Origin of the sequence: Methanoregula sp. (genome assembly GCF_049518935.1) — an archaeon.
Taxonomy (GTDB): domain Archaea; phylum Halobacteriota; class Methanomicrobia; order Methanomicrobiales; family Methanospirillaceae; genus Methanoregula.
Genome location: NZ_JBEKRH010000004.1, coordinates 132449 through 158763, shown reverse-complemented (window position 1 = coordinate 158763; position 26315 = coordinate 132449). Strand labels below are relative to the sequence as shown.

General features: G+C 52.2%; 23 protein-coding genes. 15 read left to right on the top strand and 8 right to left on the bottom strand.

Annotated features, from left to right (window positions below):
• Positions 1-726 precede the first annotated feature (726 nt).
• Together ABSE13_RS05030 and ABSE13_RS05025 are read left to right on the top strand one after the other, a co-directional pair.
• Positions 727-3063, top strand: a complete 2337-nt coding sequence (locus ABSE13_RS05030; protein WP_424027403.1) for a 6-bladed beta-propeller — start codon at positions 727-729, stop codon at positions 3061-3063.
• 106 nt (positions 3064-3169) lie between these two features.
• Positions 3170-6835, top strand: coding sequence for a beta strand repeat-containing protein (locus ABSE13_RS05025; protein WP_424027402.1), 3666 nt, complete (start codon positions 3170-3172; stop codon positions 6833-6835).
• A 177-nt stretch (positions 6836-7012) separates the two neighbouring features.
• Here ABSE13_RS05025 and ABSE13_RS05020 read toward each other — a convergent pair whose 3' ends face one another.
• On the bottom strand, positions 7013-8011 hold the full coding sequence (locus tag ABSE13_RS05020; RefSeq protein ID WP_424027401.1) for a DsbA family protein: 999 nt from the start codon (positions 8009-8011) through the stop codon (positions 7013-7015).
• 172 nt (positions 8012-8183) lie between these two features.
• Here ABSE13_RS05020 and ABSE13_RS05015 point away from each other — a divergent pair, with 172 nt between their 5' ends.
• From ABSE13_RS05015 to ABSE13_RS05005, 3 genes are all read left to right on the top strand, one after another.
• Positions 8184-8465, top strand: a complete 282-nt coding sequence (locus ABSE13_RS05015) for a peptidylprolyl isomerase (protein ID WP_424027400.1) — start codon at positions 8184-8186, stop codon at positions 8463-8465.
• Between the two features lie 190 nt (positions 8466-8655).
• On the top strand, positions 8656-9027 hold the full coding sequence (locus tag ABSE13_RS05010; protein ID WP_424027399.1) for a Mov34/MPN/PAD-1 family protein: 372 nt from the start codon (positions 8656-8658) through the stop codon (positions 9025-9027).
• The gene (locus ABSE13_RS05005; RefSeq protein ID WP_424027398.1) at positions 9024-9479 is read left to right on the top strand and encodes an FAD synthase family protein; all 456 of its coding nucleotides are present in this window, start codon (positions 9024-9026) and stop codon (positions 9477-9479) included. Before ABSE13_RS05010 ends, ABSE13_RS05005 begins: the two co-directional genes overlap by 4 nt.
• A gap of 84 nt (positions 9480-9563) precedes the next feature.
• Here the strand turns inward: ABSE13_RS05005 and ABSE13_RS05000 are convergent, their stop codons facing one another.
• Both ABSE13_RS05000 and ABSE13_RS04995 read right to left on the bottom strand, forming a co-directional pair.
• On the bottom strand, positions 9564-10706 hold the full coding sequence (locus tag ABSE13_RS05000) for a cation:proton antiporter (RefSeq protein WP_424027397.1): 1143 nt from the start codon (positions 10704-10706) through the stop codon (positions 9564-9566).
• Positions 10706-11191, bottom strand: coding sequence for a cation:proton antiporter regulatory subunit (locus ABSE13_RS04995; RefSeq protein WP_424027396.1), 486 nt, complete (start codon positions 11189-11191; stop codon positions 10706-10708). The genes ABSE13_RS05000 and ABSE13_RS04995 overlap by 1 nt, the downstream gene beginning before the upstream one ends.
• A 632-nt stretch (positions 11192-11823) precedes the next feature.
• On the opposite strand from ABSE13_RS04995, the gene ABSE13_RS04990 reads away from it, so the two are divergent.
• From ABSE13_RS04990 to ABSE13_RS04970, 5 genes are all read left to right on the top strand, one after another.
• Positions 11824-12702 carry a thiamine pyrophosphate-dependent enzyme gene (locus ABSE13_RS04990; protein ID WP_424027432.1) on the top strand — a complete coding sequence of 293 codons (879 nt, stop codon included), beginning with the start codon at positions 11824-11826 and terminating at the stop codon, positions 12700-12702.
• Entirely contained in the window at positions 12699-13811 is a 1113-nt protein-coding gene (locus tag ABSE13_RS04985; RefSeq protein WP_424027395.1) for a transketolase C-terminal domain-containing protein, read from the top strand. The genes ABSE13_RS04990 and ABSE13_RS04985 overlap by 4 nt, the downstream gene beginning before the upstream one ends.
• Positions 13804-14331 carry a 2-oxoacid:acceptor oxidoreductase family protein gene (locus ABSE13_RS04980; RefSeq protein WP_424027394.1) on the top strand — a complete coding sequence of 176 codons (528 nt, stop codon included), beginning with the start codon at positions 13804-13806 and terminating at the stop codon, positions 14329-14331. The genes ABSE13_RS04985 and ABSE13_RS04980 overlap by 8 nt, the downstream gene beginning before the upstream one ends.
• Positions 14328-14588 carry a 4Fe-4S binding protein gene (locus ABSE13_RS04975; protein WP_424027393.1) on the top strand — a complete coding sequence of 87 codons (261 nt, stop codon included), beginning with the start codon at positions 14328-14330 and terminating at the stop codon, positions 14586-14588. The genes ABSE13_RS04980 and ABSE13_RS04975 overlap by 4 nt, the downstream gene beginning before the upstream one ends.
• A gap of 117 nt (positions 14589-14705) precedes the next feature.
• Entirely contained in the window at positions 14706-15428 is a 723-nt protein-coding gene (locus ABSE13_RS04970) for a hypothetical protein (RefSeq protein WP_424027392.1), read from the top strand.
• Positions 15429-15472: 44 nt separating this feature from the next.
• Here the strand turns inward: ABSE13_RS04970 and ABSE13_RS04965 are convergent, their stop codons facing one another.
• Positions 15473-15835 (bottom strand): hypothetical protein, encoded by a 363-nt coding sequence (locus ABSE13_RS04965; protein WP_424027391.1) that lies wholly within the window; start codon positions 15833-15835, stop codon positions 15473-15475.
• A 288-nt stretch (positions 15836-16123) separates the two neighbouring features.
• Here ABSE13_RS04965 and ABSE13_RS04960 point away from each other — a divergent pair, with 288 nt between their 5' ends.
• Positions 16124-16726: a cupredoxin domain-containing protein gene (locus tag ABSE13_RS04960; protein ID WP_424027390.1), complete on the top strand. Its 603-nt coding sequence runs from the start codon at positions 16124-16126 to the stop codon at positions 16724-16726.
• Between the two features lie 213 nt (positions 16727-16939).
• Here the strand turns inward: ABSE13_RS04960 and thsA are convergent, their stop codons facing one another.
• A complete protein-coding gene (thsA, locus tag ABSE13_RS04955; RefSeq protein ID WP_424027389.1) occupies positions 16940-18595 on the bottom strand; it encodes a thermosome subunit alpha in 1656 nt (551 codons plus the stop codon).
• 152 nt (positions 18596-18747) lie between these two features.
• Positions 18748-18954 (bottom strand): hypothetical protein, encoded by a 207-nt coding sequence (locus ABSE13_RS04950; protein WP_424027388.1) that lies wholly within the window; start codon positions 18952-18954, stop codon positions 18748-18750.
• 771 nt (positions 18955-19725) lie between these two features.
• Here ABSE13_RS04950 and ABSE13_RS04945 point away from each other — a divergent pair.
• Positions 19726-20382 (top strand): hypothetical protein, encoded by a 657-nt coding sequence (locus ABSE13_RS04945; protein WP_424027387.1) that lies wholly within the window; start codon positions 19726-19728, stop codon positions 20380-20382.
• Between the two features lie 5 nt (positions 20383-20387).
• On the opposite strand, the gene ABSE13_RS04940 is transcribed toward ABSE13_RS04945, so the two are convergent.
• Positions 20388-21572, bottom strand: a complete 1185-nt coding sequence (locus ABSE13_RS04940; protein WP_424027386.1) for a DDE-type integrase/transposase/recombinase — start codon at positions 21570-21572, stop codon at positions 20388-20390.
• A gap of 363 nt (positions 21573-21935) precedes the next feature.
• Between ABSE13_RS04940 and ABSE13_RS04935 the strand changes: the two genes are divergently transcribed.
• Both ABSE13_RS04935 and ABSE13_RS04930 read left to right on the top strand, forming a co-directional pair.
• A complete protein-coding gene (locus tag ABSE13_RS04935; RefSeq protein WP_424027385.1) occupies positions 21936-22499 on the top strand; it encodes a hypothetical protein in 564 nt (187 codons plus the stop codon).
• On the top strand, positions 22496-23902 hold the full coding sequence (locus ABSE13_RS04930) for a hypothetical protein (protein WP_424027384.1): 1407 nt from the start codon (positions 22496-22498) through the stop codon (positions 23900-23902). The genes ABSE13_RS04935 and ABSE13_RS04930 overlap by 4 nt, the downstream gene beginning before the upstream one ends.
• Positions 23903-24011: 109 nt before the next feature.
• On the opposite strand, the gene ABSE13_RS04925 is transcribed toward ABSE13_RS04930, so the two are convergent.
• Positions 24012-24935, bottom strand: a complete 924-nt coding sequence (locus ABSE13_RS04925; protein WP_424027383.1) for a transcriptional regulator — start codon at positions 24933-24935, stop codon at positions 24012-24014.
• A 43-nt stretch (positions 24936-24978) separates the two neighbouring features.
• On the opposite strand from ABSE13_RS04925, the gene ABSE13_RS04920 reads away from it, so the two are divergent.
• Positions 24979-26199 carry a TiaS agmantine-binding domain-containing protein gene (locus ABSE13_RS04920; RefSeq protein ID WP_424027382.1) on the top strand — a complete coding sequence of 407 codons (1221 nt, stop codon included), beginning with the start codon at positions 24979-24981 and terminating at the stop codon, positions 26197-26199.
• The last annotated feature ends 116 nt before the right edge of the window (positions 26200-26315 follow it).

Here is a 26315-nt window from a genome sequence, read left to right as displayed (position 1 = left end):
GGTTAAAAAATACACACACTCCAGCGGTTTCATTCACGTTTTTATTACGAGGTGTGTATCCGATTTTCCTTTTCCCTTGACATTTCCCTTGAGATCGATCTTCATCCTCATCAATAATTGAGGTAGGCAGCCCGGATATACCTGTGGGATTAGTACAGCGCCATCCGAAAGGCATTTTTTCTTTGTTTGTCCGGACCAGCATAACGCCCCGACGTAGAAAAACCATTTTTAGGGATCGTGTTCTGCCGGATGTCAGACCTCTCCCGGTATCCCGCCGAAACCGGGACTTATATAATGGGTTAAAGATCGTAACCGAACGGTTCCGCGTTTAAACCTGCGCAGTTTTACCAATATATATCCAGATTTTTTAGAAGTCCATGTGCAGATGGCTGCCGTACACCGGCACGCCTCGACCTCTTCGACGGGGACAACGAGATCCCATGGACCGACACATGCAGCACAGGAAAAATGGCGCACCTTTGCATTTCCCCGATGCACTACCGGATTATGCAGATTTGGTGTCCATTCTTATAGTTTTCCGCAAAACCGGTTGCCAATACCCTGGACCTGCCCTGAAGTATCCTGTTCGAAAGCCGATGCCAGGCATACTTTCAAGCGGGAAGCTCATCCCCGATTTCGATAAAGTCAGTCACTCTTTCCTGATGATGTCCCGGGATGGATCTGGCTTCCTGAGGTCCTGCACTATCCTTTAGAGGAGTTTGACTCATGAATACACCACAACATAAGAGACCACATTCTGTTGCACTCACCTTCTGCCTGCTCTTTCTGCTGATCGCAGGAGCCGCAGCTGCACCGGGGTCCGGGCCGGCAAATATCCGCAGCCTGGTCTTCAACGAGGCGGGTACCGGTACGGCGCATGAAACATCGTACCGGGCCATGAACGCGGCCGTATCGCTCGCCGGATCCACGAATCCGTCCTATACATTCCAGTGGGCAGAACCAGGTACTACCAGTATAGATCTCCCCTGGGGCGTAGCAACGGACAGCGCCGGCGATATCTATGCATCTGACAATTCCGATAACACGATCTGGAAATTTAAACCGGACGGCACCCTGCTCACAAAATGGGGTTCAACAGGGACCGGCAACGGCCAGTTCGATACGCCGACAAATATAGCAGTGAACGCCAGCGGGTACGTGTACATTGCCGAATGGGGGAACAACCGGATCCAGGTATTCGACCCGAGTGGTGCCTATGTCACCCAGTGGGGATCGGCGGGAACCGGCAACGGCCAGTTCAGTTCTCCTACAGGTATAGCGGTAAACCCCAATGGCACAGTCTTTGTTACCGATACCCTGAACAGCCGGGTCCAGGAATTTTCCCCGTCCGGGGCATACATTACCCAATGGGGTGGATGGGGATATGGAAATGGCCTTTTCTCGTATCCTACAGGAATTGCCGTTAACAGCTCGGGTTACACCTATGTCGCGGATTACGGTTACGGCATAATTGAGGTCTTTGATCCGAACGGGGCCTTTGTAACCCAGTTCGCATCGTCGGGCAGTGGTAACGGGCAGCTGGCAACCCCTATGGCCCTGTCGCTGGATACCGGTGGCAGAGTGTACGTTGCTGACTATGGCAACAACCGTGTCGAGGTATTTGATCCGAGCGGGGCATACGTAACCAGCTGGGGCTCCGCCGGGAGCGGCAACGGGCAGTTTAATACACTCTATGGTATTGCCGTTGATGGTACCGGGAATGTCATCTGTGCCGACAGCCACAACTTCCGGATCCAGGAATTTACTTCAGCCGGAACATATCTGCGACAATGGGGTTCCGGTGGAAGCGGTAATGGCCAGTTCATTGCTCCTTATGATATCACCACAACCACCAACGGGAATATTTTTGTTGCCGATACCTACAACGACCGGATCCAGCAGTTTACTCCCGATGGAGCATACGTAAGCCAGTGGGGAGCTGCGGGAACCGGTAACGGGCAGTTCAATTATCCCAAAGGAGTGGCAGTCAACAGCAGCGGATTTGTGTATGTTACCGACTGGAACAACAACCGCCTCCAGATCTTCAGCCCGCAGGGCGCGTATACCATGCAATGGGGATCGGCCGGGAGCGGTGCCGGGCAGTTTAACCAGCCCCGCGGTCTGGCAATAAACAGCAGCGGGTATGCCTATGTTGCTGACGGCGGAAATTTCCGGGTAGAGATATTCGACCCCAACGGGGCATATATCTCCCAGTGGGGATCGGAAGGATCCGGTAACGGACAGTTCAACTATCCCGTCAGCATCGCAATAAACAGCACCGGTTATGTCTTTGTGACGGATGGGTACAACAACCGGACCGAGATCTTTGACACCGGCGGGAATTACGTATCCCAGTGGGGTACCGGCGGTGACGGCAACGGCCAGTTCAACTTCCCCGAGAAGATATCGGTTGACAGCAGCGACAACATCTATATCGCAGACTGGGGGAACAGCCGGGTCCAGGTATTCGACCCGAGCGGTGCGTACGTAACACAGTTTGGATCTGAGGGGAAAGGTGACGGCCAGTTCTCTCACCCCATAGGTCTGCAGATTGACAGCGGCGGCAACCTGTACGTTGCTGACACGTATAACAACCGGATCCAGAAGTTCTCATCGACGGTTTTGTCAGGCAGTATCAACGTAAGCTCGGTACCGAAGGGGGCGGAGATCTTTCTCGACGGGAAAGACATCAGCCACGTGACCCCCTACCTGGTGAGCGGTACCAGTGCCGGACAGCACTGGGTAAACCTTACGATGCAGAAATACCTGAACGCGTCGCAGCAGGTCCAGGTATCCGCCGGGCAGACGTCAAACGTGAACCTCACGCTCACGCCTCCGGCTATTCCGGGTGTTGCAAAACCACCCACAGACCCCAATCACGATGGCCTTTATGAGGACCTCAACGGCAATGGCCGGATCGACTTCAACGATGTTGTCCTGTTCTTCCATAACATGGCCTGGATAACTGCCAACGAGCCCGTCACTGCGTTCGATTTCAACCATAACGGCCGGATCGACTTCAATGACATAGTGGTACTCTCGAAGGAGGTGGGATCGGCATGAGCGCAGACGGGTATGCCATGGATCTGTTGAGATGGATGAACACATGGGGATTCCACGATTCGATCGCCATGGAAAACACGGAAAAACAATCAGAGGAGATAAAACAATGAAGAGAATATCCATACTTGCCCTCGCGCTGGTGGCGCTCTCCCTGCTCGTTTCAGCAGCAGCAGCGAGCGTCATCAGCATAGGGGACGGCCAGGTGAATACCATCGGTGGGACTGCGTCGATGAACGTGACGCTGGACTCCGCCTCCACGGGCTTATCCGGCTACGATATTACCATCTCGGCAGCCGACCCGTCAGTTGCGAATATAACCGGGTACTCGTTCCCATCATGGGCGACACTCAACAGCAACACTACGTTCCCGTCGTCCCAGACACGGGTTGTGGGCGTAGATCTGAATGATCAGGTCCAGGCCACGAACGGCCCCGTAACGCTGGGAACGGTCACCCTGCAGGGACTCAAAAGCGGGTCCTCGCAGGTCCAGATCACCGTGAACGAGATCGATGATGATGCAGGAAACATGGTCTCGCCAACGGTCCAGCCGGGTACCTTTTCCGTTACCATAGCCCAGCCTGTCGGGAATATCACGGTCTCTTCGACACCTGCCGGTGCAGCAATCGCTCTTGACGGGACCGACACGGGCCACGTAACACCATTCACTATTGAAAACATCACTCCCGGTGCCCATACAGTCGGCGTGAGCCTTGCGGGGTACCAGCCGGTCTCCCAGACGGTTTCTGTCACCGCCGGCGCAAATACGAAAGCTGATTTTGCACTTGCCATCATTCCACCGCCGATGGGAAACATATCGGTCACATCCACGCCTTCGGGTGCAGCAATCTCCCTTGACGGTACGGACACCGGAAAAGTGACACCGGCAGTTCTTGGGAACATCGTGCCGGGAACACACATGGTAAACGTCAGCCTTACCGGTTACCAGCCATCGTCACAGACAGTCACGGTAACCGCAGGGTTGACAGAAAATGCTGACTTCCAGCTCGTAGCAATCCCCACGAAGGGATCCATCTCAGTCACTTCAACTCCCGCAGGTGCATCCATCAGTATCGATGGTACCGACACCGGAAAGGTGACACCATTCACTGTTGACACTCTTGCTCCCGGTGATCATGTGGTCGCGGTCAGTCTTACCGGATACACTCCGGATTCCCAGACCGTAACCGTCACGGCGGGATCTACTGCAGACGCAGACTTCCAGCTCGTGGCAATCCCTACGACAGGATCCATCTCAGTCACGTCGACTCCGTCGGGTGCCGAGGTTACCATTGACGGGACCGACACCGGAAAAGTGACGCCGTTCACCGCTGATTCCCTTACTCCCGGCACTCACACCGTCGCTATCAGTCTCACCGGATATACTCCGGACTCCCAGACCGTGACCGTCGCGGCCGGATCTACTGCAACCGCTGACTTCCAGCTCGTCCTGGTACTAAAGACCGGATCGCTCTCGGTCACATCGACACCTACGGGTGCAGCGATTGCAATCGATGGTGCGGATACCGGGAATACTGCACCCTTCACGTTCAGCGGGATCGCTGAAGGTGATCATCTCGTGGAAGTAACCCTTGCAGGATATCAGACCGCAAATAGGACCGTTACTATTACGGCCGGATCTACTGCAACTGCGGATTTCACGCTCGTCGCAATCCCCACGACAGGATCCATCTCAGTCACGTCAACTCCGGCAGGTGCTGCCATCAGTATCGATGGTACAGACACCGGAAAAGTGACCCCGTTTACCATCGATAACATCGCCCCCGGCGATCACGTTGTTTCCGTCACCCTGTCCGGGTATAACCCCGCCTCCACGACAATCACGGTGGCTGCCGGAGATACAGCAGTAACAGATTTCCAGCTTGTCCAGGTTCCCCGGACGGGATCCATATCCGTTACTTCGGCTCCGGCAGGTGCTGCCATCAGTCTTGACGGCACAGATACCAGCCAGGTTACCCCGTCAACCCTCGATGCAATTGCACCGGGCAGTCACACAGTAGCAGTAGACCTCTCCGGGTATAACCCTGCGTCCATGACCGTCACGGTCTCGACAGGATCGACTGCAACTGCCAACTTCCAGCTCGTCGCTATTCCTACGACAGGATCCATCTCAGTCACGTCGACTCCCCCGGGAGCGGCCATCAGCGTTGATGGTAAAGGCACCGGAAAAGTGACACCGTCCACCATTGACGGGATTGCACCGGGCGACCACTCCGTAACCGTGGATCTTACCGGATATAACCCTGCGTCCATGACCGTCACGGTCTCTGCAGGATCGACTGCAACTGCCAATCTCGTCCTCAACCAGATTCCAACGGACGGAGCCATTACCGTGACCTCGACACCCGCCGGTGCAGCGATTGTGATCGACGGGACAGGAACGGGTAATGTTACACCGTCAACATTCAGTAAGATCTCGCCCGGTGATCATGCGGTCACGGTGAGTCTCTCCGGATATACCCAGGAGTCGAAGACCGTTACTGTTACCGCCGGGTCGACGACCACTGCCGACTTCACGCTGGTCCCGGTCCAGCAGGGTGGCTCGATCACGGTAACATCGGTCCCTGCAGGCGCCTCGATCAGCCTTGACGGCACCAGTACGGGCAAAATTACTCCTGCCACTCTTGACACCATCTCCGCGGGAACCCATACCGTCACCGTCAGCCTTACCGGATATACCACGGCATCAAAGACCGTGACAGTCTCCGCAGGATCGACAGCCGACGCCAGTTTCAGGCTCACCCGTGCTGCAAAGCAGGCCGATCTCTCGGTTGCCGAAACCGTATCCAACGCAACTGCGTATGTGGGACAGCGGGTGACCTGGACAATGACGGTCACCAACCTTGGTCCTGACACTGCCAGAGATATCGTTGTCCAGAAGGACGGAGGCCGTTCGATGGGTGCAAACAGGAGGGAAATCGGTGCACCCAGTGCCGGATTTGTCAGGGACAACGCCTGGAATATCCCGGAACTCGCAAGCGGCAAGAGCGTAAAAATGACGGAGACTGATGTATACTCCGTTACAGGTATAAAGACCGAATCGGCGAAGATCGTGAGATCTGCAACCAAAGATCCGGACATGTCGAATAACGCAGCCTCGGCCTCGATAACCATTATCGCAAAGCCGGTACCGGCTCCGAAAATTACCGGCATCTCACCATCTTCCGGTCAAGCCGGAAAAACCCTCAGAAATGTGGTGATATCAGGGGGCCAGTTCCGCAGAGGGGCTTCGGTGAAATTTGTGGAATCGGGACAGAATACGATCATCCCGACCCAGGTCCAGGTTGCCGGCACAGGTAAGATCGTGGTAACCCTTGTAATTCCGAAGACTGCTGCGGCAGGTGTCTACGATGTCGTTGTCACCAACACGGACGGACAGTCAGCAACGCTCAGCTCCGGATTTACCGTAACCGTTCCGAAATCCCCGGTGATCACCCGTATCTCACCCACGCAGGGAACAGCGGGTTCGGTTATCCGGGATTTCACAGTCTCGGGACAGAATTTCCAGCGCGGGGCAACAGTAACCCTCACGATGTCTGGTCAGCGTGATGTCATGCTCATGGGAACCACCGTCAACGGTGCAGGAACAATTACCGGCACCCTTTCGCTCCCGCGGGGCACAGCAACAGGGTCATGGGATGTCGTAGTGACCAACCCGGACGGACAGTCAGCAGTAATGACTGCGGCCTTTAACGTTAAGGACACGTACCGTCAGACCCCGACCCCCACACCAACGCCTGGCCACAGGCATTAATCTTCTCTTTTTTCCTCCCCGCACAATAAAAAACCGCAGTCCGATAAGGAGACAGGGTAAATGAGTTCCGTAATGAGCATACGTGAACCCCTAAGATCTTGCACGTGGAAATAAAACATTTCTGAAAACAGGTTTTTTATTGCTCACTAAAAAAGAAGAATATTGGAATCCCGGGACCTATCCGCATCCCCCGGCAGAGCTGGCAACAGCGCCCGTGCTCGTCAGGTTCGTGGCACACTCGGCGGGTGCGGTCGTGAAGCTGTTGCAGATCGCCTCCTTGAAAGCTTCCGGTGATCGGTCACCGGAGTACGTAACACCATTGATGATGAGTGTGGGGGATCCCGAAACACTGTTTTTATCAGAATCCGTTTCATCGGGTTTCAGAAGCGAGACTCCTTCCGGGCCTGATGCGCAGCTTTCGACCGCACTCATATTGATCCCGGCTGCTGTACTCACATTCAGCTCGCAGGACTTCTGGGTATCCGCACTGGCTGATACAGGATAACACGAGGTATCAAACCGGTTGACATAGTCCCAGAGCTTTTCCGGATTGTATTTCTGGATGCAGACCTGCCGGAGATCTTCCTGTACCTCGCCGGCACCGTGAAGGGAGCTGACCGAATCAGCGCTTGTACCGGAAACCGTCGTGATATAGTGCAGATTTATGTCCGCTTTGGATCCCAGCAGATCAACAACGGGTTTCATCGCAGTCTCAGCCTGCGTTCCATACGGGCAGAACGCCATAACGTACAGGTTTGCAACGGGGCGATCTGACTTTACCGCAGGCTGCTGAGCAGCGGCCTGCCGGTTTCCGCTGGCTGAAGTGTTCATATCATAGTAATTGGTGAACAACAGGGTGCAATCCCGCGTTGCATAGAGAGAGAGTGGCTGCGAGTTGTACTGGATTGCCACCTCATACACACCATTGACTTCTGTGACATGGTCAAGGGATGCCAGGGAGCCTTGCTGGGCCAGGTTCTGGTTAATGTACTGGAGAACTTTGTCCCCGCATACTTGGGGGGTGACCGTATGATCGGCACCGGAAGGTAAGAACCAGATCACAAGTGCGATGACCAGTACCGCAACAATTGCTACAACCACTGCAATGGCAGTCTTCCCAAAAAAGGGAGTGTCGCTCTTTGCACCTGACGGTGACTTCCCTGTATCGTCTGTCATGATACCTTCTGAAATAATAATCGGGAACCGGCAGATAAATATCCGCAGGATCGGATTCCTTTAAAATACATACAAGGCGGCAGGTGTTTCCGGGCCTCTTTCACGCTGACGGGGGGAGAAAACCCACCGTGTGCGTCAACACTTTTATTCCAGTACTCCCTCATTCCTATACATGTCAACACAGGCTCGCGCATCCCATATTCTTGTAAAGACCGAAGACCAGGCCAACCAGATCATGAAACGTCTCGCCGACGGTGAGGAGTTCGACAAGGTAGCCCGCAGGTTCTCTTCCTGTCCTTCGGGAAAACAGGGCGGCGATCTCGGCTGGTTCGGCAAAGGAATGATGGTGCCCGAGTTCGAGAAGATTGCCTTTGAAGAGCAGGTCGGCAAGGTTGTGGGGCCGGTCAAGACCCAGTTCGGGTACCACGTTATCAAAGTCACCGGCAGGAAATAATTCTTTTTGCCCGGGGCACCAAGGTACTGCCTGCAACCAGTTCATTCACCGAAGTCAGTCACTCGCAGGATTTAAGCAGCGATCTTGAGAGGGGAGAGAAATAATTTTCTTTTTTTAATGAGGAGAGTTTTTTTGCGATCGACACAAAGAAGATCGGTACAGTACGTCATGTGCTAAAAAGGGCGCTAGTATGAACATACGCGGTATCCGACAGTCACTCCTCTCCCTGCTTATAGAGATGGGGCGCGAGAGCCATCCGAACGAGTTTGTCGGCCTGATCCGCGAGCAGGACGGGATTATGGAAGAATTCAACCTTCTGCCCGGGACGATCGGGCGCGGGGACTCCGCGTCCCTGCTCTACGATATGATGCCGCTCGACACGCATCTTGCGGGCAGCGCCCACAGCCACCCGAACGGTGTTCTCCACCCGTCCGATGCCGATGTCAGATTCTTCCCGCGCACCGGCCGGTATCACCTGATCATCGGGTTCCCCTACCGGAAAAACGACTGGCGCTGTTTCACTGCTGACGGTGAACCCTGCATCATGGACGTGATACCGTGACTGCCGGGCGCATCGTTGCCACCGGCACGTTTGATATCCTCCATCCCGGCCACCTCTTCTATCTTGAAGAGTCCAAGAAACTGGGGGACGAACTCGTGGTGATCGTAGCCCGGGATACCAATGTGAAGCACAAGCCTCACCCGGTTATCCCTGAGGAGCACCGGCTCCGAATGGTAGCGGCATTAAAGCCCGTGGACAAAGCGATCCTCGGGGATAAATCGGACATGTTCCGCCCGATCGAGGAACTCAGGCCCGATATCATCACGATCGGGTTCAACCAGATGTTCGATGAGATAAAACTGGCCGGGCAGCTCAAAGCCCGCAACCTCCCTCCGAAGATTGTCCGTATCGGGAAGTATACCGACGGGGAGCTCTGCAGTTCCCGTCTTGTGGTCCAGCGCATCATCGACAAGCGCTCCCACGACCAGCACCACCCGGCTGATCATTTCTGAAAATACCATACCACCACTGCCGTTTACTCAGCAGACATACTCGGTTCTCTCTTTTAAAAGCCTGATGAGATGAGCCGTGCGCCTTCAACGGCCCAAGTGTCCTCTGTGCGAGGGTGTCTTGCGCCGGCCGATGGAGGTGATTCCCCGGCGCATGAGGGTACTGTATTTTGCTGCAAATGAGCCTATGATCGAGGTTACGATCACCATTGCAGCGATCGTGGTCCCGACAACCGGGGATCCATAGAGTACGGCAAGCGCAATCGAGAATTCCCCCCGCCCGATCGTATTGGCCCAGATCTCAAGACCCGACATTGCCGAGTCGTGAATGACGATCCCCGTGATGAGACCCGAGATGAGCTTACTTATGACTGCGAGGATGCATATGACCGAGATACTGAAAAGGTTCGCCCCCCCGGACAGGTCGATCGTCACCCCGAAAAAGACGAAAAAGACTACGAGAAAGACGTCCTTGAAGGGACGGGCATGCTGCTCGAAGGCATCAGGATCCGTTGTTGCAAATGCCACTCCGAGGGCGATCACCATCATGGTCTCGGGGATCTGAAGCACCAGGGCAAAGGACGCCGTGGTCAGGACCGCAGCAAACGTGAAGATGATAGGCAGTTCATCATCACGATCGAGGATGGAGATGAGGAACTCCTTGCCGTACAGGGCAAGCGCGTAGAGGATGCCAAGCACGCACAGGATCTTGAAGAAGAAGAAGACAAGGTTCTGGTCCCCTGCCGAGATGATTGCAAGGAAGATGATCAGGACGAGATCCTCAAAGACCATGAGCCAGATGATCGTCTCAGACTCGCGGAGCATCAGTTTCCGGTTCTCGACAAGCGATGTGATCGCCATCGCCGTGCTCGAGATGTAGAATGCGGAGGCGATGATCAGGGACTCCGTGAGCGTGAAACCGAGAAGGTATGCGGCGAAAAACCCGATGATCATGTTGACATTGAGGTCGATGATCCCGCTCGTGAGGACAGCCGCCCTGTTAGCCGCGATCCGCTCAGGTTTCAGGCCGAGGCCCATGAAGAAGAGCAGGAAGATCAGCCCCATCTCCGAGAAGAACTGGCTGATCTCATCGGCCTGGACCAGCCCGAGCCCGGCCTTGCCCAGAAGTACTCCGGCAAGGATATAGAAGGGGATTGCCGGCACCGAGAGGTACTTGGTAATCAGCGCCAGGAAAAGGCAGAGGAAAAGCGCGATTACGAGACCTTCCATTACTCCACCATGATTTCGCGCTCAAACTTTTTTATCTGGTCACTCTCTCCGATGACCAGGGCCGCGTCCCCGGTCTCAAAGACAAACGCGGGTGGCGGGTTAATGATATTCCTGTCATGGCGGCAGACAGCAATTACGGTTGCGCCAGTCTTGGCCCGGATCTGGAGATCCTCGATGGTCTTCCCGGCAATGGTTTTCGGTACGTAATACGTGTGGATTGTCACCCGGAGATCCGCAAGGGCGGAAAACGCGATCTCCACGCTCTCCTGATCTGCCTCAATGATCGCGCCCGTAAGTATATTTCCCAGCCTCCGTGCCTCAACCGGGGTCATTTCCGCGGCACTGGAGGTATGGCACCCTTTCTGGAGGGTGTACATCTGGATCAGTCCGGTCTTCGTGAAAAAAATCGCGACGGTATCACCTTTGTCAGTCTCGAATTCATATTTTGTTCCCACACCGGGGAGATTGAGAGATCGGAGAGCCATAGCAGACATTAGAAAAATGATCCTAAAATATATTATGATTGCCCAATCAGGTACCGCCGGCAGCACGTGATGCCTGTAGGAAACAAAGAAAAGAGGGTCTTTTGGTCTGGCCGGAATGGCCAGTGCCTTGCCGGATTCAGCGGGTGAGAGAGGGCATCACTCCCGGGCATAGACCGGCATCAGGGTTTGAGAGGGAGAAGACGCCAGAGCGGTTATGTGGCACCTGACTCTTTGAGAGGGTTTTCGTCCTCCCCACATACTCTATTGGCACATGCCTTGTTTAAACTCCTGACCGGGCGGGGCGAAAGTGATCATTGAACAGTTCCGGCTGCCGGAAACGGGACGCGCGATCGTCGGTCAGGCCCCCCTCTTCTTCATCGGGATATCCCGGAGCCGGGCAGAAGCTGAATACATGGGTAAGACCTGAGAACCTCATCACACAGAACCTCTGCCGTTTACCTACAGCAGGTACCCTAAGACAATCGTGTGATAGACGGAGAGTGATTTGTTCCTGCCCGGGATCCAACAGATCACTTTTTGAGATGCGAAAACGATGATTAGTGTTAAAAACCGCGATCCCATCATCGCCGTCCCTTTCACCTTATTATAAAGTAATTCAGGAGTTGGATACCATCGCCGAAATCCCCAAGGAAGAATATATCCTGAAATGCACGTCTGCCTGTGCCGGGTGCAGCGACTCGCTCGCCCTTCGGTACGTGCTCAAGGCAGCAGGACCCGATACCGTGCTCGTTGTGCCTGCCTGCTGCACGAGCGTCATCCAGGGCATCTACCCGAATACTGCCTTCAACGTCCCGGTCTACAATATCGCATTCGGTGCCGCGGCAGCCTGTGCCTCGGGCATGAGCAACGCGTTCCGGGCTGCCGGGAAGAAGACGAACGTGATCGTCTATGCCGGCGACGGCGGGACGCTCGATATCGGCATTCAGGCCATGTCCGGCGCATTCGAGAGAGGAACCGATTTTCTCTATATCTGCTACGATAATGAAGCGTACGGGAATACCGGTATGCAGCGATCAAGCGGGACGCCGCTTGGGGCAAAGACCACAACCACCCCGGCCGGGAAGACCGACCAAAAGAAGGACATCGATGCGATCATTGCTGCCCACGATCCCCCCTACATGGCAACAGCTGCCGCAGCATATCCCCAGGACCTTTTCAAGAAAGTACAAAAAGCCCTCACGTTCCGGGGTCCGAGCTTCATCCACATCCTTGCTCCCTGCCCGCCCGGCTGGAGGTACTCCACCGAGAAGACGGTCGAGATGGGCAAACTTGCCGTGAAGTCCGGGATGTGGGTGCTCTACGAGCGGGAATATGGGAAAGTAACGATCGGTGCCCAGTCGAAAGCGGCTATGAAAAAACCCCTGCCACTCGAGGAATATCTCGCACCACAGGGCCGGTTCAAGGGCATTGATCCAAAGACGGTGGATATTCTCAGGCAGCGCATTGCAAAGAACTTCGCAAAACTCGCGGCAGAGGAGGCGGCACCATGAAGAAGATCGCAACCGGCAACAAGGCAGTTGCTGAGGCAGTAAAGCAGGTACGGCCTGATGTGATCGCTGCCTACCCAATTACCCCGCAGACTGAAGTGGTTGAACAGATCGCCGAATTCGTTACCAGCGGCGAAATGAAAAGCCGGTACATAGCAGTCGAGAGCGAGCACTCGGCGATGGCTGCCTGCATCGGTGCGAGCATTACCGGTGCCCGTACATTCACTGCAACAAGCTCCCACGGCCTTCTCTACATGCACGAGATGACCAACTGGGCAGCTGGGGCACGCCTCCCGATCGTGATGGCAAACATCAACCGCTCAATCGGGCCCGGCTGGAACATCTGGACAGAGCACACCGATGCCCTGCAGGAACGCGATACCGGCTGGTTGCAGGTTTACGTGAGCACCGTGCAGGAAGCCTACGATACAACCCTGATGGCATTCCGGATCGCTGAGCACAACGACGTGCTCCTGCCGGTGATGGTGAACCTCGACGGGTTCCTCCTCTCCCACATCATGCAGCCGCTCGACACGGTCGAGCCGGGCGACTTCATCCCGCAGCTCCATCTCCCGCACGCCATCGATGTGAAGAATCCGGCCGGCTACGGCGGGCTCACCGGTCCCGACCAGCAGTTTAAATTCCGCTGGGACATCGAGCGATCGATGCGGGACTCAGTGAAAGTGATCGAAGAGACCGGGAAGGAGTTTGCAAAGCGCTTCGGCCGCACGTACGGGTTCACCGAGGATTACCGGTGCGAGGACGCCGATGTGATCGTTGTCGCCATGGGCACCCTCGGGAAAGAGGCGGAAGTTGCAATCGACCTGCTCCGCAATGAAGGGATCACGGCAGGCTCAATGCGCCTGCGCTGGCTGCGGCCATTCCCGAAAATGAACCTGAAAGGTAAACAGATCGTAGTCATCGACCGCGATTATTCCTTTGGCCGCGGCGGGATCCTCGCAACGGAGATCATGGCGCAGACAAAAGAAGAGGTCTTCAGTGTGATCGCCGGTCTTGGCGGCCAGGAAGTAACCTACGAGGACGTAGCAGACTTTGTCCGGAAACGTAGCATGGGAACGGAGTTCTGGTTCGGGGTGAACAGCCATGTTTGAGATCCGCATCCACTCCCGGGGCGGCCAGGGTGGCGTCACCGCAGCCCGGCTCCTTGCCCTCGCCGCAATTCACGACGGCAAATACGCAACTGCCGCCCCGTTCTACGGTGCTGAACGCCGGGGGGCTCCCATCGTCTCGTTCGTCCGGATCGATGACAAGCCGATCAAGGTCTACAGCCAGATCAAAAAACCTGACATGGTGGTCGTCCTTGATGCAAGCGTGATGGACGTGGTCGATGTCCTGCAGGGTCTCAAAACCGGCGGGAAGGTACTGGTCAACAGCCAGCAGAAGAAGGAATTTGCCGGCTACACATCAAACAATGTGGATCTGACCGGTATCGCGCTGAAAGAAAACCTCGTGGTCTCGGGAAGTCCCATCCTCAACACGCCGGTCATCGGTGCTCTTGCGAAGATGGGGATTGTCTCGGCAGACTCGGCGAAGAAAGCGATACGGGAGATGTTCTCGGATGAGCGCAATGTCAAAGCAGCCGAGGCGGCCTATACGGAGATGAGCGCATGACACCACCGGCAAAACGCGAGCGCCTCGCCATGAGCAGGCCAATCCAGGGAGCCGCAGGGAAGACCGGCACATGGCGGGTCTTCCGCCCGGTCGTGGACCGCGAGAAGTGCAACGAGTGCGGGCTGTGTGCCAGCTACTGCCCCGATGCTGCAATCGATGAGGAACTCACGATCGATCTCGAGTTCTGCAAAGGCTGCGGTATCTGTGCCAACGAGTGCCCGAAAAAAGCGATCGCGATGGTACGGGAAGAAAAATAGGGCCACACCCGTTTTTCCTGGCTTGCAGGTACTATTTCCGGCTGTTTTTCTGCTGAAAACATAATTTCACAACCTTTTTCTCCCTCCGGCCAAATATCACCGCATGGAGTTGATCGCATGAATATCCGTTTTTCCGGGGATACCCGCGACCTTTTCAAGTTTGATCTCGTCCGCCACCTCATGAAAAGCTTTCCCGAGCTGGCGAGTTTCACGTTCATTCCCATGCTCACGGACAGGGTGGAACCCACGAAGCAGAAAAAGAGCGCTACGACCGATCTCCTGAAAGCAGCAAAAGCCGGGAAGGCAGGATCACAGAACAGGAGCCTGATGGAACACCTGGGAAAACTCCAGGAGATCGAGGATGACATGGATTATTTTACCGGAATAGAGTCCTATTTCCAGCAGGAAAACATCCTTGTAGACGTACTCCAGAAAGACCGGTTCTCCCACGAGCACCGGACGAATTATTTCAGCAAACTGTTTGAACAGTTCCCGAAAAAATCCCTCGTGTTTCTCGATCCCGATACCGGGCTCGAAGTGAAAAATCCCACGCGGCGACACCTGCTCTTTGATGAAGTGAAAAAGATTGCGGACCACATGGACAACACTTCTATCCTGATGATCTACCAGCATTTTCCCCGGGAGATGCGCAACGGGTATATCCGGAGCAGGTGTACGCAATTATCCGAACTCACCGGCACACAACCGGTTTCCATCACTGACAACGAGATTGTCTTCTTCCTTCTGGTAAAAGAGCCAAAGGTCCGGCGCCGGCTCATTGATATCGTGGCAAACTATGCCAACACGTACCCCATGCTCCGTTCGTGCGCCGATGAATGAGGCCGGTAATCCTGCACCTTTTCTGGGTTACTTATTTTGGTCACTTATAATTTCAGCTCGTCCTTTGCCATGTACTCGAGATCGAATTTATAGAAGTGCGTGAAATGGCAGTTCCGGCACCGGACCGTGAGATGCCGGGAACTGACGACAATATCATGGGGAGCGGTGAGATGACAGTTCCGACAAGCTGCATCCTGCACGAGTTCCCAGACCGGGTATTTCCCGATCTTTGTCAGGAGGCCTGCTTCATCCACATCCTCTATGCGGGGGATGAAGACCCGGGTAGCCCCGCAGTTGTCGCAGGCTACCTGGGCCTGGTACGGCACGGCCTTGATGATCTGGTCTGCATTTGTTTTGCAGTGATAGCATTCCGTGCGGTGTCTTATGAAGATGAACCGGTCACTCATGGGAGATAGTGGATGTGTACGGGTTCATTAACCTGTTGCCGGTCACGATGCCCATGCAGTCCACCATAACACACCCGGAAAGCCGGAGTTCCGTGCCCCAACGCACGTGAACGTGTACCCGGGACCTTTCACAGACCCCGGTTCCGGTACGAGTATTGATCTCATTATTTCCCTGGAACACGAATTTCTGAAGATTTTTCCCGCACAAGGATAATTCTTGGCTCTTGTGGAAAACCCGTCGCGAACGAGTCAGTAAATTTAATTACAAGGCGAAATCAAACTACTTGTATGAAAAAAGTTATTGGACTTCTTATTTTGATCATTGTCCTTGTTGCGGTCAGTGGATGTACCCAGCAGACAAAAACAGCACCCGTGACCACGACTGTCCCGACAACCGTGGCAGCAACAGAGGTAACTACCGTTGCCACAGCCGTTCCGACTACTGAAGTACCGGTGGCAACAACCGAAGTGGCGACAAACGAGACCGTTGATGCTAACGCGACCGCCCCGGCAGAAACAACCATGGTGCCTACCGTAACCCCGACCATGAGCATGACTCCCTCGACCAAGGTAACCCTCATCCACATTGCGAACAACACTTTTACACCCTCAGTTCTCATGGTCCTCCCGGGAACCGGGATCACCTGGGAGAATGATGACAAAGTCGTCCACTCTGTCAAGGCGATTGGCGACAGCCAGGGCATGTTCAATTCCGGAAACATCGTCAGCGGTTCAAGGTGGGGCTATACTTTCAGCGAGAAAGAGGGAACCTACCAGTATGCAGATGGTTACAACATGAACGTGACCGGAACGATCATCATCCAGAGTGGGGAAGCCCTCTACGGTAACCCCGCCACATCGGCAACAGCCATTCCGACAACTACCTCTTAACCCAGCCTCTTTTTTTTATTCTTGATAGTTTTCCGATACCCCGGGGTTTGGATCATGTCTCCCTGAGATTAGGGAGTGCAAGAAAAATCCGTGTCACAGATTATATCTGGGCAGGTATCGCGAAAGAAACAACAATACACAGGATCCGAATACAAATCCTGACTGCCGGAGGTTCCCGGATAAAACAATGGTAAAAAAAGGTTGGTTCTGGGATTAGAAGTCGCCACCCATTCCAGGGGGCATACCACCCATGCCACCCATGCCACCCGGAGGCATACCGCCTTCGGGCATCGGGCTCTTGGAAGAGGCGATAACATCGTCAATGCGCAGGATCATGACCGCTGCTTCTGCCGCAGAGGAGATGGCCTGGGTCTTGACGCGGAGGGGCTCGACAACACCGGCCGCCTTCATGTCAACTGCCTTACCTTCGAACACGTTGAGGCCATAGGTCTTCTTGCCCTTCTCGTGGGCTGCCCGGATCTCGACAAGCATATCGATGGGGTCGAGGCCTGCATTCTCTGCAAGGGTGCGGGGAATGACTTCGAGTGCATCCGCGAATGCGTTGATGGCGAGCTGTGCCCGGCCGCCAACGGTTGCTGCGTACTCGTGGAGACGGAGCGAGAGCTCGGTCTCGGGTGCGCCGCCACCTGCGACAACCTTTTTGTCCTCAACAACGACACCGACAACGCGGAGTGCGTCGTGGATTGCGCGCTCGAGCTCGTCAACTACGTGCTCGGTGCCACCCTTGACGATGATGGAAACTGCCTTCGGATTCTTGCACTGCTCGACAAAGGTCATCTCTTCTCCGCCGACCTTGCGCTCTTCAACGAGTCCGGCCTTGCCGAGCTCATCCTTGCTGATTGCATCGATGGAGGAGACGAGGCTTGCACCGGTTGCCCGGGCGAGTTTCTCCATGTCGCTCTTCTTGACACGGCGGGTTGCAAAGAGCCCTGCCTTTGCCAGGTAGTGCTGTGCAATGTCGTCAATGCCTTTCTGGCAGAAGAGGACGTTTGCACCGCTTGCAACAATCTTGTCAACAATACCCTTGACCATGCGCTCTTCCTCATCGAGAAATGCCTGGAGCTGGTCGGGGCTGGTGATGTTGATCTCGGCGTCGACTTCGGTCTTCTTGAACTCGACTGCTGCGTTGAGCAGGAGAATTTTTGCATTGATGACCTTCTTGGGCATCGAGGGGTGGACGCGTTCCTTGTCCACGAGCACGCCTTCAACGATCTCAGAGTCCTCGATCGATCCGCCGGTCTTCTTCTCGACCTTGATGTTCTCGATGTCGACCTTGCCGTCATCGTCAGTGACCATGGTCACTGCCCTGACAACGAGGTCACAGAGCTTGTCCTTGCTGGCCTCTGCACCCTTGCCGGTCATTGCAGTGCCTGCAATGTTCCTGAGGAGCGCCTTGTCGGTTGGCTTGACATCGAAGGCAATCTCTTTTAAGATCTGCTGTGCCTTCTCGGCTGCCTGACGGTAGCCTGCAGCGATAACGGTAGGGTGGACATCCTGCTCAAGGAGGTCTTCTGCCTTTTTCAGGAGTTCCCCGGCAATGACGACTGCGGTGGTGGTTCCATCGCCGACTTCATCGTCCTGGGTCTTAGCGACCTCGACCATCATCTTTGCGGCCGGGTGCTCGATGTCCATTTCCTTGAGGATCGTGACACCGTCATTCGTGATCACTACGTCGCCAATGGTGTCGACGAGCATCTTGTCCATGCCTTTTGGACCGAGTGTGGTCCTGACGGCAGCTGCCACGGCCTTTGCGGCGGTGATGTTCATACCCTGAGCGTCGCGGCCGCGGGTACGGGTGCTGCCTTCCTTAAGAATAAGAATCTGCTGTCCTCCAAGTTGTTGTGACATAAAAATCACCACTTTTAGCACTAAAATTGGTCTGCGGTTCTATATAAACGTTGTTGAAAACGGTTCTGTTGCGTTGGCGGTGGGTCGTTGCATTTTAAGGCCGCTGTTGCATCGTGGTTGGTGAGCGCAGAAAATAAAAAAAATGGGATTGGTTACGCATCATATTCTTGTATATGACCACAGTCACTACAAGTCATAGTGCCGTGGTTCCCTGCTTCACGTTCAGCAAGATCACCATCGCTTAATCCTTCCCACTCTTCTGAATCAAATTCATCAATTATCATATTGTTACTGCCACACTTTTGGCAAGTATATACTATAGGTTTGATAGATTTTTTATCCGAAACTTTCTTTTTCATTTTATCACTCCCAACGAGTCTATCACGACCCGCATAAACAAAGGTCAGAACGTCTCCTTATAACGATTCCGATAGTCACTTTTTTAGTGCTTCAATCGAAGCCCAATTCGGGCTCCGTTTGATGATTTAAAATTGTACAAAAATAGGAATGTTATAGGAAAGAGAGGCGCGCGGTTTTAATTTATAGAGCGTATTCTGTAAACGTAAAATAATAGGAATTCTTACAAAAAAGTTGTAAGTTTTCCAGTAAACAGAAAAAATACCAAACTAATTTTTCGCGCGGATAAATCTAATTTAAGCAAGATATTTAGAGATTTTATCGATTATAGTATGCGGCATGGTTGCATTTTCAACCAACTGGTTTTTAAATGATAGCCCGTTTTGTATAAAATTGAATGATAAACCGCGCAAAACTCTAATCAATAAAAACGTCTAACTTATAAACAAATGTACAAATATGTTCAATTTTCCTTTCAGAACTTAAAGGAATTACGAGCAAATTTATATATTTAAGATGAGTATCTGATAAGGTTTCAAAACCTAAAGGTTTCATTCAAGGTTTTCGAGGGTTGAGGCACAATGGCAGAAAGCATATGGGATCAAGAGCTTCCCGAAATAAAAATTAATCGGGAATCACTTGTTGAGAATTCAAAACGTTATCGGATTGGTAGCGTGCGCTTAGCTACAGGTAGGGTTTGTACCCAAGAAGATTTTGATGCAGCTAAGCAGAAAATCCTTAGTACACCCCTCCCATAAATTTTTGTGATTTTTATGCCAGATGATCTCTTTTCTAGTGACGAGTTAACCCAATTGAAAGAGATTACCGAACTATACAGTATCACCAAAACCCTCATTCTTTACTCCGAAGAAATTAACAATCTCGAATCGTTTGTTCCCCCCATCAATGAAATTAAAGACTCACATGATCATTTGATGAGAGTTCTATCTGTTAAATTCGGGCTAAACGAGGGTATGCCTACAGATTATACAAAAAAGAATATCGATAAAGTTTTCTCTCATCTTTATAGGGCTGCATTCGAGTCGTTGGATTACATACGAATTTGTCAAAAAGATGCAATAAGTGAAAAATTACGCGACGTATCCAACGATGCATTGGTTGGCGTATTCCCCGAATATTACAATATTATAAGACCCAGATTGGAAGTACTTATTGAGCAGATCCCCACTTATAAAAAAGATAAGGATATTGGGAAACCCGATCTTGAGGCTTTAAGAAAATATAATAGTACAATATTGGAGATCAAAGAGCACATCAAAGTCATAGAATCTAAAAGAGCCTCTTTAATAGATTTTGACGTGCGAAGAAGGGCCGAAAAAACAGCCGACGATAGAAAAATGTTCATTTATATGACGATTTCTGGGGTTATCGGCGCGGTTATTGGTGCGCTTATAGTAGGATTTCTTTAAAATAATTATTTTACCGCCAATCCGATCATCGTTTCCCACCGGTTCCCCGTCAGATTGATCGGGATATTTGCCATCTGTGCCGGTGTCATTCCATCGATCCCCATGTGGGGCCGGATGTAATTGTAATACGTCTGCATCCCAGCGGCAAATTCACCCGCTCCCATCGCGCTGTCGAGGCTCCGCATCACCTTCGTGCGCTCTCGGAAGGTTCCGTTCAACCGTTCAAGAATATTGTTGTTCGGCTTTGTCTCAAAATCCTTCAGCCGGATGTGCGGGTTCTGGATTCGTCCGAGTCCATAATATTCATCCTTGATCGCTTCGCGGTATGCTTGAAGACCATCGGTTACAATCGCGTCCGGCACGTTCAGGGCTGCATCCTTGGCGATCTTCAAGGGTTTGCGTGCATCCTTGACGTAACGGGTCTCTGTGACCTCACAGGCAAGGAGATATCGCGTCTTGGCGTCCATGACGTTCCAAATCCACTGATAGTACTTCTTCTCGCCGTCTTTCTTGATGAAAATCGTTGTCTCATCAGAGTGCCAGATGTTGCCAACGTCAGCTTTGTATTTCTCCGCATATGTCGAGAGCTTCTTCAGATACTTGCGAACCCACCGGAGAATTGTTGCCTGATTAACGGTGACATTCTCAAACTGTGTCAGGTGGTCGGCAATCTTCCTCAGAGAGACGCCCTTGAAGTAAAGATCGAGAGTGAGTGTGATCACCTTCGGGCTGAATTTCATCTGACAGAATCCCTTATCGACAACGAACTTGTGACCGCAATCGTTACAGGAATATCTCTGAACTGTTCCGAAGTTTGTTTTCCGGTTGCCCCACTTTGTAACCTTCTCGCTCTTGCAGACGGGGCAAGAGATCTTGGGTTCTGCCTCGGCAATAGCGGTGGCTGTGCTGTGTTCCTGAACGTCACCGGCAATCTTTAACGAGAGCTGGACAGCGTGAATGTGCTTGCAGATCACGTTGCGCGTTGTGTGGTCGGGGCATGTGCACGTCCATGTTGCCTGCCCGCGCTGCTGTGCATGCCGGTCCTGGAACGCACGGACAACGTGATAGTATGCATCTTTCGATTGTGATCGAACATCCCACTCGTTCTTGTCGGTCTGGATAACCGTATCGGGCTGCGAAAGGATCGCAAGTCCTTTTAATTCTCTGGGGTTGGTTAGTTGTCGGATCATTTTCACTCACTCACTTTATGCTTTAATGTATTTGTTATACATTATTATACGTATTAATACAGTATAAACCTTTCGCTACCGCTTCAATTGAAAAGTATTAAATGGGCAAATGGCGTATTCAAATATTAGATTTGTATGACACAGATACATTCCGCTACATTGAAAGTTATCCAAGGTGGACGAATAACAATCCCGACTGAGGTAAGAGAGCTGGAAAATATCCAAGAAGGGGATTTTGTGAGGATCACAATTGAGAAAGTCGAACGACATTCCAAATAATTAATCTGGCGAAAAGTTCTAATTTATAAAATTTTTAAGTGATATTGGCAAAACTTTTTATACAACATGCGCATATATTTTAAAATGGTCATAAACATGATGTCAAAACTTTCAACATTGAAGTTATCAGACTTAGAGAGGATTGACCTGCCAACGGACGAGATTGATGATTTTACAATTGATAAAGAAGACCGTAAACAGTTTGATCCAGAAGTGAGAGATATTCTAATTCGAGAGAAGATTAGAAGAGCTATCCGAAAATATGGAGAAAACGGACTTAGTATCGATGAAATAATGGAAGTCACCAAATTAAGCAGATATGAGATTACAAAACATCTAGAAAAATTGAACAATCTCAGAGAAATCTATTCACAAAGAAAAAATGCCAAAAGTGTTCAATATTATCCCAATGGAAAACCCCTCCATCAGCTCGGAATAAAAAAGATTGGTGATGGGAATCCCCTGTTAGAGATTTGTATTGCACAGGGAGCTAAAGAGTCGTTATTTTTCTATATTGTTGAAAAACGATATACGATTTTAGATGGTGAAGTTGCCGAAGGGGCCGTTATGATTCCCTTTAATAAAATCGATGAATTCATTCGTTCTTTAATGGAGTTGAAACAGAGTGTCGAGGTTGATAATCTATGATGCCGATGCAATTTCTAAAAGAAGATGAGCCTTTAAAACGCACTATGAGTTATCTTGTGGGGAACTCTTGGGTTCAAGCACCATCTTTCATCCCAGAAATTAAAGGTGAAGAGGATGTCGATGTTCTATTAAGACATACAAGTGCCCAACCTCAAAATAATCCCGTTATTGTACCTGCAAACAAGTGGTTGAAGATCATAAATAACCCAAAGTTTGTTATCGGTGATACATCTAGAGGAGTTCAACCAGCACAACTTTTCTTACAGAACCACCCGATAATTTTCTTTGATCCCCCCGAATTTTTCCGTTATACGATGGGGAATGAACTTTTAAAGTATTCACTTAAAGGAGACAAAAAATTAAAATCTTCATTTGTAAATCTATTAAAGAAAAACGATAGAGAAAATGCTTTAAAATTGGTCGATCCCTTTTTTAGACCCTTTATTGAGAGACAATGGAATACTATCTTTCAAGATCTTAAAATCAATTCAGAGGATATCCCCAACGAAGAGAATTCGGGTCATATTGAAAAAGCATGGCTCGATCCCCGTGTTGATGAATCGTATATCCAATATATGCTAAACATTGGAAATAATGCAATTAAAATGCCCAATTCCACAATAATTCCCCCAGTCCCTCCACTAACGAAATCAAGCAATCGGGCAGTCATTTCGCGTATCGTCTCATCAAATAATGCGGCGTCGGTTGCATGTCAATATTTATCAAACGAGTCAAAAACGAAATATATTCTCCCGTATTTCCATTTGTATATTGATTCTGACATAGTTGAGAATTCAAACGGTAATAACATTAATACCGCTCTCAAAATCTTGGAAGACGGTCTAAACAAGAATACAAGCCAACAATTTTCGGGCATCGCAATCACGGTAAATGGATATGATAAATTGTTCGATAGCAACCATCTTACAAAATTCAAGATGTTGATTAACGATGCCATTATGATCGGTAATAGTCATAATATCCCTACAATTCTTCCTAGATCGACATATTATGGTCTTCCTTTATTGGATTATGGGATACAGGGGTATAGCTCCATGATGAGTGGATCTATAAAATATAGAAAAGGTGGATTTTCAGATGATCCCGATGATAAATTTGGGAAGGTATATTTAATCGACCAGTGTGTGGAGTTGAAAAAACGCGATGTAGTGGATTATATTCGTAAAAATGGTCAATTTCCTGCAATAACCGGCTTGCCATTATCTCCAACATCCGAAGAATTGAAACACGATAAATTATATCGGTTAAACTGGTCTAAGCCACGCAAATTATCATGCATCGAAGAAGCAAAAAGAATAAGGGTGGCTCAAGAGAAAGGGACTGTGAACCCAGCTAAGCTGTACATCAATCGTTCGTCAAATAAAGATTTGAATCGTATATAAACAGGCCCTGCCAACTCTTTTTAAGGATTATCTGCGCGTTGCCAACCTCCACGCAACACCAACCGTTTGCACAGTTGATCAACCGCCAACGCAACAGAACCTTGAAAACCTACTCACCCAGCAGGTCGAGCAGTTCAAAACCGTCTTCGATTTTGTGCAGGCGCTGCTCGCTGATCACAAGCGTCCTGCCGATCTTCTTCTCCTTTGTTGAATCGGTGATGATGCACATCGCGTGCTTCTTTGCGATCTGTGAGAGGTTGCCGATCAGCGCCGCACGCTTTACGACTTTCTGCGCCGGGCCGTACCCGGTGAGGATCGTATGCTTGTCGAACGTGAGAAGGGCCTGGAATGGGGCGCCGTGGAGCGTGTGGAGCCGGACCCCGATCTGCTCGAGGAACTCCATCGGGTTCTGGAGGTACGAACTAGTCTTCTGTTCGGCTTCCATCGCCTTTGGCAGCTCGTGCCGGATCAGATCAATCGATTCGACAACCCCTGTGTTGAAGAACTCCTCGATCCGGATCGCGACATCGAGGGTTGTGCCCATCCCGCCCTCGTACTTACTGATCGTGCGCCGCGAGACCCCAAGCACGTTTCCGAGATCGCCAAGCGACATGTTCCGTTTCTCGCGGAGATCCTTGAGCGCATCCCCGTCGATGTTGACATACAGCCCGCCGGGCGAGGCGTACACGAGGGGTGGGATCTTCTCCACGAAATAATCGTAGAGTGTTGATGGGCTGACCGCGTAGATCCCGTACCGGACATAGACCGCCCCCCGCTCTAGTTCCGCATCCCGGGCTCTCTCGCCGACAATGAGGGGTATCCCACCCAGCAGGCGCGAGATCAGTTCGATGTCAAAGGCCACCTCCTCGCTGACGGAGTCAATGTGCGAGACCACCTTGATGACGAGAAGCGTCCCATCGTTCCGTGCTATGAGGTCGAAGCTGCGCGGGCGCAGGGTGAAGCGCTCGGAGACATCGAAACCTGCCGTGATCATTACGCTGGTGACCAGCTGGAGCTGGCGGTCCTGGGACATGTGGATACAAATGGATGGAGCGCTCCCATATATTAATATAGACATGCTGATCGGCATTGATGACACGGATTCGCCAGAGGGTATGTGCACAACCTACCTCGGGGCCGTACTCGCACGCAGTCTTATCCGGGAGCATATGCAGGTACGCGAGGCCCGGCTCGTCCGGCTCAATCCGAATGTCACATTCAAGACCCGGGGGAATGCTGCGGTTATGCTGGACGTTGAAGGCGACCCGGACCGTGCGTTTGGGATGGCATGTGCATTCGTGGAGGAACTCGCGGACTTCTCGTGCGCAAACACAAATCCCGGCGTGGTTGTTGTTGACCGTCAGCTCAATCCGACGTTCTATGAGCGGGCGGTAAAAGACTTCTGCGAGATCGAAGATGCTGTTCATATCCTTGACAGGGCAGGTGCCCGGTACCGGGGCTGGAAGAACCGGCGGGGGCTGATCGGTGCTACGGCTGCGGTATCAAGCAGGCTCGAAGACCGGACTTCCGAGATCCTGGTATACCGCGAGCCCGGCCGGTTCGGCACGCCCCGATCAGTGGACCGGGCGAGCCTGTTTGCTGCGGAGGCTGCCACATTCCCGCATACATGGGACACGGTGGATCGCGTAAACGATGTCGTGGTCTGCGTACCGCATACGCCCGACCCGGTCCTCTTCGGGATCCGGGGGGAGAGCCCGAAGTGGGTAATGGCCGCCCGCAAGCTCGTTGCATCCGAACAACCCGGCCTCGAACAGATCTGGGTGACGAACCAGGGAACCGATGCCCACCTGGTCGACGGGACCATCGGAGCATTGAGCGAGGGGCTCTCGTACCGGGTCCGCGGGATTGTAGGGGGAGCGCCAGAGACCGGCACGGGCGGGCATGTTTCACTCCTGATCCGGGACGGCGATCATGAGGTACGGTGCATGGCCTACGAACCCACGAAGAATTTCCGGCAGATCGTCCGCCGGCTCGTGCCTGGCGATGCAGTGATCGCGTGTGGGAGCTACAAGAAAGGGAGCATCAATCTGGAGAAGATGCGGGTTATAGCGCGGGCTTCGACAATTTCAACGCGCCCGCCGGTCTGCACTGCATGCAACAAGCGGATGACCAGCGACGGCAAGGCCAAGGGCTGGAAATGCAAAAAATGCGGGGCCCGGACAGATGCGCCAGACGTACAGGAGATTCCCCGCACGCTGGAGACTGGATGGTATGAGGTCCCTCCGACAGCGAGACGACACCTGGCCAAACCATTATGCCGTGGGCTGCCTGAATAATTGGCTGCCGGAGATCGCCCCCGGTTTTAAAGCGGAACCTTCGAAGCGGGAAAGCCTTTAACATTCCGGTTCATTCTCTTAGAGAAATATTTCAGAGTGAATTTATAATACGCGAT